Source organism: Kineococcus gurbantunggutensis (assembly GCF_050871925.1).
GTDB lineage: Bacteria > Actinomycetota > Actinomycetes > Actinomycetales > Kineococcaceae > Kineococcus.
The window spans coordinates 1-8,815 of the sequence record NZ_JBJLSG010000183.1; the positions used below are offsets into that span (position 1 = coordinate 1).

Consider the following 8,815-nt stretch of genomic DNA (forward strand, 5'->3'; position numbering starts at 1 on the left):
GTCTGAGGCGGGGGGGGGGGGGGGGGGGGGGGCGGCCGCCGGCCCCGGCGGCCGGAACCCCGACGGGGAGCTCGGTGGGCGGTGTGGTGGGCGGTGTGGTGAGAGCCGCTCGCGGGGTCACCGCGCCCGTGGTGGCCGCGGCCGAGCGGTTGCCGGCGGCGTCGACGGCCACGACCGTGAAGGTGTAGGCGGTGCCGTTGCTCAGCCCGGTGACGATGGTGCCGGCGCTGCCCGCGGGGGCGGTGGCCCGCACGGCACCGGTCTGGTCGAGGACCTCGTAGCGCTCGACGTCGCCGCTGGCCGAGGGCGTCCAGGTGAGCACCGCCGAGGCGTCGCCGGCCACGGCCGCGGCAGCGCTGGGCGCGGCAGGGGCGGTGCCGTCGCGCGGGGTCACGCTGATCGCGGCGCTGGGCGCGGAGGCGTTGCCCGCGGTGTCCAGCGCGATGACGCGGTAGCTGGTGGTGGTGCCGTTGGCCAGGTTCGTCATGGTCGCCGAGGTGCCCGGCGCCCTCACCGAGGCGACGACCTGCCCGTCGCCGTCCAGCACGTCGTAGCGGGCCAGGTCGTCCTCGCCGTTGGCGGCCCAGGAGATGGTGGCGGAGCCCTCGCCGGGGGTGCCGCTGACCCCGGTGGGGGCGGCCGGGGCGCTGGTGTCCGCGGGCGTGGCGGTGGCCACCAGCGTCGGGGCGGACTCGTTGCCGGCGGCGTCGAACGCGCTGACCTGCACGGCGTACTTGGTGCCGTTGAGCAGAGCCGGCAGGTGGGCGCTGGTGGTGCCGGCGGGCACCTCGACCACGCGCACCCCGTCCAGGTACACGCGGTACCCCGCCACGTCGGGCGAGGTCGAGGCGCTCCAGGAGGCGTTCAGGGCCCGGTCGGCGGGGGTGAGGGACAAGGCGCTGGGGGCGCTGGGCGGGCTCTGGTCCACGGGCCGAACGGCGAGCGTGACGGCGCCGGAGGTGTTGCCCGCCCGGTCCACGGCGCGCAGGCTGCACGAGTAGGTGGTGCCGTTGCTCAGGCCGGTGAGCACCCACGTCGAACGCTCCGCCGGCACGGTGAGCACCCCGGTGCCGCAGTCCAGTTCGTAGCGCGCCAGGTCGCTCTCGGTGTTCGCGCTCCACGACAGCGTCGCCGAGGCATCGCCCGCGGTGGCGCTGAACTGCCGCGGCACGGCCGGGGCGGTGGTGTCGCGGGGAGTGGCGTTGCGCGTGGTGGAGGCGCTGGAGCGCACCGCCGAGGAGGTCGCCGGGGCGGCCACGGTGGCCGCGATGAGGTGGTAGGAGTACTCGGTGCCGTTGAGGACAGCCCGGTCCACGTAGGTGGTGGCCGGGGTGTTCACCGAGGCCAGCAGGACGCCGTCGCGGTAGACGTCGACCCGCTTGCGCGAGGTGTCCGTGCCCGCCGCCCAGGCGAGCGTCACCTGCCCCTCCTGACCGGTGGCCACCAGGTCGGTGGGGGCGGTGGGGACCGCGGAGGTCGGCGCCACGTCCTGCGAGGCGCTGTAGCCGGAGACGAGGTCACCGGCGTACAGGGAGCGCACCGAGACCCGGTAGTTCTGCTGGTTGTTCAGACCCGTCAGGGTCGTGCTCGTGACCCCCTTGGGCACCACCACGCTCTGCGGGCTGCCCGTGGGCACGTACAGCCCGCCCAGGCCCAGCAGGAGCGGGATGTACTGCACCTCGTAGCCGACGGCGGCATCGCCGGTGGCGGTCCACGAGGGGAACAGCCGCCCGTCGCCGCGGTCGATGAGCAGCCCGGCGGGGACCTTGGGGGTGAGGGTGGCCGCCACCGCGCCGTTGGGGGCGCTCAGCCCCGCTTCGACGGCGAAGGAGGGCGTCCACACCGCCACGGCGGTCAACGCGGCCGTCGCGGCCGCGATCCGGGCCGATCGCCGGTTCGAGAGCATCCGGGAACCTCCAGGGGCGTGGGGTCCTGGCCCAGCACCAGGTACTACCTAGTTATCGGGCGTTCTTTCCTAGTTGTTCAGGGGGTCTCACCCGAATGCCCCAGTCCCGCCCGCGGTCCTGTCGTGCCGCCTCGAAGGGGGCGCCACCGGCGGAGCACCGTCCGTGCAGGGGCGGTGCTGCCGAGCCCGGCCGGGTGGCACGCACACCGCGGGTACTGGTCGTACTGACCGTGGACGTTGGTGGTGCGTCCGGAGGTCCTCGTGCCCCACGCTCACACCGCTCTAACCCCGATGGGCAGGCTGGAGCTGGCCCGCCTCATCGTCGATGAGCGCTGGCCCATCGCCCGCGCCGCCGAACGCTTCGCCCCCACCTCGTGGGAGGTGCCCCCGGTCCCCCGGCCCACGGCCGCCCGCTGGGCCGACCGGCTGGTGCAGCCGCGAGCCACCAACGCTCAGGAGGGAGGCGGACTGCTCGACCGGTCCTCGCGCCCGCACCCCCCACGGCTGCGTCGCGGCTCCTGCCCCACCCGCACCTGCCGCGCCTGAGCGACGTCGACCTGGCCCAGCGCCGGCGCATCCGCCCCGACGTCAAGCGCTACGAGCACGCCGCACCAGGCGATCCGGTCCACCCCTTGACGTGATCGACGTCGAGAAGCTCGGCCGCGTCCCCCAGGGCGGTGGCTGGCGCGTCCACGGCCGCGGCAACCAGCAGGCCGGGGCCGCGCGGCCGAGCAGCCTGGGTTGCGGCTACCTGCACACCGTCCTGGACGACCACTCGCGCGTGGTGCTTCCCCCGCACGCGGGAGGTGCCCCCTCCGCCACCACACCGCCCTCGGCGGGCTACCGCCCGCCTCGCGCCAGCTCGCCTTCGCCGCTGCGCTGCGTGATGCCGTGGTGTCGCTCGAACCGCCGTGCGGGCCGGCGCTGTGAGCTCAGACACGACCAAGCGCTCCGCCACCTGCTCGGGGGGGGTGGCGAAGCGCCCCGGTGCTGGCGCTCACGGCGTGCCGCGGTGGTGCGCCGGTCCGCAGCACCGGTCGTGCTGGAGGTGTCGTCGAGCACGCGCGGCGCCACCGTGAGCGAGGCTGATCCGGGCAGGCGCTCCGGGCGGGGGCTCCGGGCGGGGTCGTTGCGGGGCCGGGAGCTCGCACGCGAGCACACCCGCGAGCCGACGGCCACCGGGTGGGTGCGCCACCACGTCGTGTCCACGCACCCACCCCGGGCACTCGCTCAGGAGCGGCCCACCTCCACGGGCTCCTCCGCCGGCAGGCTCGGGGCCCCGCGACCGGCGCGCAGGTTCAGCGCCAGGACCACCGCCCCCACGGCGAGCCAGGCGATCCCGCCGATCTTGGCGGCCGCGTCGGCGTTGACCAGCACGTACCCGATGATGAGGAACCCCAGCACGGGGGCCACCAGGTGCAGGAGGTAGTTGCGCGAACGTCCCCGCACCAGGTGGTGGACGACCACCGAGACGTGCAGCAGGCAGAAGCCGAACAGGGCACCGAAGTTCACCAGCGACGAGATCAGCCCGATCTGACCGACGAAGAACAGCACGAGGACCAGGGACAGCCCGGTGACGACGAGGATCGCCGCCACCGGCACCTGCCGGGCACTGATCCGCGAGAGGAACGAGGGCAGCTGGCGGTCGCGGCTCATGGAGAACAGCAGGCGCGAGGTGGCGGCCTGCGCGGCCATGGCGTTGGCGATGCCCACGGCCACGACGTTGACGACGAGGAAGGCGGTCTTCCAACCCGAGCTCGACGCCGCCTCGACGAGGTCGAAGAACGCGTTGCCGGCGGCGTCGTCGCCGAAGGAGTCCCGTCCGGCCGCGAGCAGGCTGGCCAGCCAGGTCTGCACGACGAAGAGGAACGCGACGACGAACAGGGCGATGAGCATCGCCCGCCCGGCGGGGTTCTTGCGCCCGGTGGTCTCCTCGGCCAGGGTCGAGATGCCGTCGAAGCCGAGGAAGCTGAGCACCGCGATGGACAGCGCCGAGGCGATGAGCGGGCCGCTGACCTCCGAGGAGTTCCAGAACGGCGTCGCGCCCCACTCGGCGCCGGGGATCGTGCCGCCGTTCAGCGCGCTGGCGGCGATGATCACGAAGGCGACGACGAAGACGATCTCGACGGCCAGGAACACCCGGTTGGCCAGCTTGAGGGAGCTGATGCCCAGCAGGTTCACGACGGTGTTGAGCGCCACGAACACCAGCGCCCACACCCAGCGCGGGCTGCCGGGGAAGATGCCGACCATCGACTCGGCGGCGAACACGTAGAGCAGCGTCGGGATGAGCAGGTAGTCCAGCAGGATCGTCCAGCCGGCGAAGAACCCCAGCACGGGGTGGACCCCGCGGCCGACGTAGGAGAACACCGAGCCCGCCAGGGGGAACGCCTTCGCCATCTGCCCGTAGGCGAGGGCGGTGAACACCATCGCCACCAGGCCGATGAGGTAGACGAGGGGGACCATCCCGCGGGCGCTGTCGTAGACGGTCCCGAAGATCGCCCACGGGGCGATGGGGACCATGAAGACCAGGCCGTAGACGAGCAGGTCCACGGTGGAGACGGAACGCTTCAGCTCCTGCTGGTAGCCGAAGGACTCCAGGGTGCGCTGCTGGTCGCTCATCACGCCTCTCCGGGGGTGTCGTCGTGGCGGGCGAGGAAGGCCGCGACGAGCGCGCGGAACTCCTCGGGCTGCTCGAGGTGGCTGCAGTGGCTGGCGCCGGGGAACACGTGGCTGGTGACGTCGGGGATCCGCTCGACGAACGGGGCCCAGGTGGCGGGGGTCGCCTCGTCGAACTCGCCGGCGACGACGAGGGTGGGCACCGCGACCGCGGGCAGGCGCTCGACGATGCTCCAGTCGCGCAGGGTCCCGACGACGTGGAACTCGTTGGGTCCGTTCATGGTGTGGTAGACGGTCGGTTCCGCCTCCATCTGGGCCTCGCTGGCGGCGAAGTCGGGGTGGGTCGGGGTGATCCGGCACACGTGGCGGGCGTAGAAGACCCCGGTCGCGGCCAGGTACTCCGGGTCGCTGGTCGTGCCGGCGGCCTCGTGGCGCTCCAGCGCCTCGCGCACGTCCGCGGGCAGTTCTGCCCGCAGCTGCGCAGCGCCCTGCACCCACAGCGTCATCGACGCCGGGGAGTTGCAGATGGCCAGCGAGACCAGGCACTCCGGGCCGCGCACGGCGATCTCGGCCCCCAGCATCCCGCCCCAGGACTGGCCCAGGACGTGGCAGCGCTCGATCCCCAGGCCGGCGAGGACGGCGTGGAACTCGTCGACGAACAGCTGCGGGGTCCAGAACCCGGTGGGCGCCTCGGGCAGGTGGGTGCTGCGCCCGCAGCCGAGCTGGTCGTAGTGCACGACGGTGCGCCCGGTCTCCTCGGCCAGGGCGGCGAGGTTGGCGACGTAGTCGTGGGCCATGCCCGGCCCGCCGTGCAGGACGACGAGCGGCAGGGCGCCGGGGCGGGGGTCGGTGGGGGTGGTGACCTGCACCCAGGTCTCGTGCCCCAGGACGGGCAGGGTGCGGGACTCGACGGTGGTGGTCGCGACGGGCATGGCCAGAGCATGCTGAGCCGAAAGGTCTCGCACAAGACCATTGCCGGGGAGTTAACCTGTGAGAAACGACGGGAGGGTGGCGAGATGACGCAGACGGACGTCGCCAGGGCCCGGGCGGGCACGCCCGCCGGTCCCGACAGCCCCCGCGTGGCCGCGGTGCTCGAACGCCTCGTCACGGCCATCGCCACCGGGCAGTACCTGCCCGGCTCCCGGCTGCCCCCCGAGCGCGACCTGGCCGCCGCCCTGGGCGCCGGGCGGATGACGGTCCGCGCGGCGCTGGCGCACCTGGCCCGGCGCGGGCTCATCGAGACCCGCCGCGGCCGCACCGGCGGTTCCTTCGTGCTCCAGCAGTGGCCGGAGTCCTCCACCGCGATCGTCGGGCGCACCCTGTCGGCGAGCTACGCGCAGCTGCGCGACCTCTGCGAGGCCGTCGCCCGCCTGCACGGGGCCGTCTGCCGGGCCGCGGCCGAGCGCCGCTCCCCCGCCGACCTGGCGCGCATCCAGGACGCGCTGGAGGCCTACGCCGGCGCGGACTCCGGCCTGGCCTCCCAGCAGGCCGACAGCGCCCTGCACCTGGCGATCATCGACGCCGCGCACAACGACACCCTGCGCAGGGTGCTGGCCGACCTCGAGGGCCAGCTCAGCATCGGCGCCCCCGCGCACCTGTGGGGCGCGCCGGAGGGCATGCGGGCCATGGAGGCCCGGGCGCTGCGCGAGCACCGCCAGCTCGTCGCCGCGATCGCCGGACGCCGCGAGGACGACGCCGAGCGCATCGCCCGGGCCCACGCCGCCATCGACCTGGAGCTGCTGACCGCGGCCCTGGCGCGCACCGGCGTCCTGCCCGCCCCCGCGCGGTGAGGGCGCAGCCCGGCGCCGCGGGCGCGCCTCAGCGCGCCATCGAGCGCTCCGGCCCGCGCGGCACGGAAGCGGGCGGCTTGCTCGCGCAGCAGGCGCCGTGCCGGTGGGGTCGCGCTCAGGGCGCGAGCCGCGCTGCGCACGCTCACCAGCGCAAGGCGCGAGCTGCCCGAAGCGGTAGAACAGCTGCTGTGCGGATGCTCCTACGAGCTAGGACCGGGGACGACGCCCGGGCCGTCGCCGAGGTCCACGCCGCGGGCTGGCAGACCGGCTACCGGGACCTGCTGCCCGCGGCCTACCTCGACGCCCTGCCACTCACCCTCGAGGAGCGGACCAACGGGCGGGCCGGCGCGATCACCGGTAGTGAGGAGGTGCTGCTGGCCGACGACTTCGAGCGCGCCGTGCGCACCCTGGACGCTTGAGCACCCTGGAGGCCGAGACAGCCTGGTTGCCGCCAGCAGAGCCTGAGCGACAGCAGGTCGCCGTGGGGCGGCGGGGCCCACGCTCACCCCTGCTGGCGCGGACTCGACCTCGCCGCGGCGGAGTCTCGGAAGGCATGTGCGCTGCCCCGTGTCAGCGGATGACTACTCGCTCAGGCCGGCGAGCGTCTGCTCGTGCAGCAGACCCGTCGGGTCGAGCACGCGCCAGAGGCTCCAGAGCGCTCCGAGCTCCCTGCGTGCGGTCACCGAAGGACCTCGACACGGCACCGCGGAGCGTCAGTGCGGTGGAACGTCCGCGCTCGCAGCGCGGTACCCGCAGCAGGCATGGGCGCTGCTCACAGACCGGGGTGCGTGGTGTGCCAGGACGTGCGCGCCTGGTAGGCGGCACCCAGGGCGATGAGGTCGTCCTCCCTGAACTCCAGTGCCACCAGCTGCACCGAGACCGGCATGCCGTCGACGCCGAAACCGGAGGGCATCGTCAACGTGGGCAGTTGGCTCATGGTGAAGGGAACGGTGTAGCGGTGCACCTGCGCGACCCTCGCTTCGTCCATGGCGATCATGTCGAGTGCCAGTGGGGCCTCGAAGGGCAGACCCGGGACGATCATGGCGTCCAGTCCGAGCAGAGCGGCGATGGCCTGGCCCTTGAACCGGGCGCGGCGGGAGAGCACCTCCTGGTACTGCACCCCACTGGTGCGCAGGCCCAGGTCGATGACCTCGCGCAGGGCGCCGCCGTACTCATCGCGGTGCTGCGGGTAGCTGGCTTCGTGCGCGTGCGCCGTCTGCACACCGCACACGGTGAACCAGTCCTGCACGACCGCGTCGGTGCCGGGGAAGAGCACGGGCACGATCTCCGCCCCCAGGTCCTCGAAGACGTCCAGGGCATCGCGCAGCCCCCTCGCGGTGGCCTCGGAGACTTCAGTGAGCGCCCAGTCCAGGTCCACCCCGATCCGGCGCCCGCTGAGGTCTGTCGCCCTGCGCCGTCCATAGGCCTCGACAGGCAGGGTGGAGGACGTGGGGTCGAGCGGGTCGTGGCCTGCGATGGCTTGCAGGACGATTCCGGCGTCGATGGCTGAGCGGGTGATGGGGCCGACGTGGTCGAGGGTGGCGGCCAGCTCGAAGACGCCGTGGCGGCTGACCCGGCCCCAGGTGGGCTTCAGCCCCGTCACCCCGTTGGCCGAGGACGGCATGCGGATGGACCCGCCGGTGTCGGAGGCCAAGGTGGCGTAGGCCAGGCCGGCTGCGGTGGCCGCAGCGCTGCCGCTGGAGGAGACACCGACCCAGCGGTCCTGGTTCCACGGGTTGCGGGGCGCCTGGTACGGGGCGGTGTGCTCGGCGTAGACGCCCTCGGTGGTGTGCAGGCGGCCGAGGATGACGGCCCCTGCTTCCTGCAGCCTGCGTACCACGGTGGCCGTGGTGGTGGCCAGCGCACCGCGGCGGCTGGGCATGCCGATCTCGAAGGGTTGGCCCTGCACGCCGTAGATGTCCTTGACGGCGATCGGCACGCCGTGCAGCGGGCCGCGCCAGCGGCCCTGCAGCAGCTCGTGCTGCAGCCTGTCCGCCGCTGCCAGCGCACCTTGCTCGTCCAGGTGGCAGTAGGCACCGATCTCCTTGTCGAGGGTGCTGATGCGCTCCAATTGCCAGCTGACGAGTTGCGGGATCGAGCACTCGCGCCGGCGGATCCGCTGGGAGACGTCGTGAAGGGGTTCGTAGTGCATCGAGTTCCTCGCTGCTGGTGTTCGCCGGGTCGGTGATCAGCCGGGACGCGCCGATCCGAGGACCTCAGGGCCGGTCGGTGCGCTGGGTCTTGAGCCGCTCGTGCGCTCCCTGGAACACCGAGACACCCGGCAGGTAGCGCTTGGGCATCTTGCACACCACGGTGTAGACGGTGTCGCAGGCGTTGGCGACGGGTGTCTCGACGGCCTGAGTGATCAGCTGGTAGGCGTCCAGCGTCGACAGGCCGGTCAGCTCCGCGACCCAGCGCACCATCTCGCTGTGCGCGATGCGCAGGGCGTCCTCCATGGGCTTGGACGAGCCGGTCGTCATCAGGTAGGCGTCGTCCTCCATCC

7 protein-coding genes and 1 pseudogene are annotated in these 8,815 nt (G+C 73.4%); 3 read left to right on the top strand and 5 right to left on the bottom strand.

Annotated features, from left to right (window positions below):
• The coding region (locus tag ACRYR7_RS22175; protein ID WP_432574283.1) for a fibronectin type III domain-containing protein at positions 1–1,906 on the bottom strand (1,906 nt) is incomplete at its 3' end.
• Between the two features lie 261 nt (positions 1,907–2,167).
• On the opposite strand from ACRYR7_RS22175, the gene ACRYR7_RS22180 reads away from it, so the two are divergent.
• Positions 2,168–2,452: a hypothetical protein gene (locus ACRYR7_RS22180; protein WP_432574284.1), complete on the top strand. Its 285-nt coding sequence runs from the start codon at positions 2,168–2,170 to the stop codon at positions 2,450–2,452.
• Positions 2,453–3,136: 684 nt separating this feature from the next.
• Here the strand turns inward: ACRYR7_RS22180 and ACRYR7_RS22185 are convergent.
• Both ACRYR7_RS22185 and ACRYR7_RS22190 read right to left on the bottom strand, forming a co-directional pair.
• On the bottom strand, positions 3,137–4,525 hold the full coding sequence (locus ACRYR7_RS22185) for an APC family permease (protein ID WP_432574285.1): 1,389 nt from the start codon (positions 4,523–4,525) through the stop codon (positions 3,137–3,139).
• Complete coding sequence (locus tag ACRYR7_RS22190; RefSeq protein ID WP_432574286.1) at positions 4,525–5,454, bottom strand: proline iminopeptidase-family hydrolase; 930 nt, start codon at positions 5,452–5,454, stop codon at positions 4,525–4,527. The genes ACRYR7_RS22185 and ACRYR7_RS22190 overlap by 1 nt, the downstream gene beginning before the upstream one ends.
• A gap of 84 nt (positions 5,455–5,538) precedes the next feature.
• Between ACRYR7_RS22190 and ACRYR7_RS22195 the strand changes: the two genes are divergently transcribed.
• Both ACRYR7_RS22195 and ACRYR7_RS22200 read left to right on the top strand, forming a co-directional pair.
• Positions 5,539–6,312 (top strand): FadR/GntR family transcriptional regulator, encoded by a 774-nt coding sequence (locus tag ACRYR7_RS22195; RefSeq protein ID WP_432574287.1) that lies wholly within the window; start codon positions 5,539–5,541, stop codon positions 6,310–6,312.
• A 188-nt stretch (positions 6,313–6,500) separates the two neighbouring features.
• Positions 6,501–6,731 carry a hypothetical protein gene (locus ACRYR7_RS22200; RefSeq protein ID WP_432574288.1) on the top strand — a complete coding sequence of 77 codons (231 nt, stop codon included), beginning with the start codon at positions 6,501–6,503 and terminating at the stop codon, positions 6,729–6,731.
• Between the two features lie 353 nt (positions 6,732–7,084).
• Here the strand turns inward: ACRYR7_RS22200 and ACRYR7_RS22205 are convergent, their stop codons facing one another.
• Both ACRYR7_RS22205 and ACRYR7_RS22210 read right to left on the bottom strand, forming a co-directional pair.
• Positions 7,085–8,464: an amidase gene (locus ACRYR7_RS22205; RefSeq protein WP_432574289.1), complete on the bottom strand. Its 1,380-nt coding sequence runs from the start codon at positions 8,462–8,464 to the stop codon at positions 7,085–7,087.
• Between the two features lie 64 nt (positions 8,465–8,528).
• A pseudogene (locus tag ACRYR7_RS22210) lies at positions 8,529–8,815 on the bottom strand (acetamidase/formamidase family protein); the annotation flags it as partial.

Coding starts and splice junctions, on each gene's coding strand:
- ACRYR7_RS22185 (WP_432574285.1), bottom strand. CDS start 4,525: ATGAGCGACCAGCAGCGCACCCTGGAGTCCTTCGGCTACCAGCAGGAG.
- ACRYR7_RS22205 (WP_432574289.1), bottom strand. CDS start 8,464: ATGCACTACGAACCCCTTCACGACGTCTCCCAGCGGATCCGCCGGCGC.
- ACRYR7_RS22190 (WP_432574286.1), bottom strand. CDS start 5,454: ATGCCCGTCGCGACCACCACCGTCGAGTCCCGCACCCTGCCCGTCCTG.
- ACRYR7_RS22195 (WP_432574287.1), top strand. CDS start 5,539: ATGACGCAGACGGACGTCGCCAGGGCCCGGGCGGGCACGCCCGCCGGT.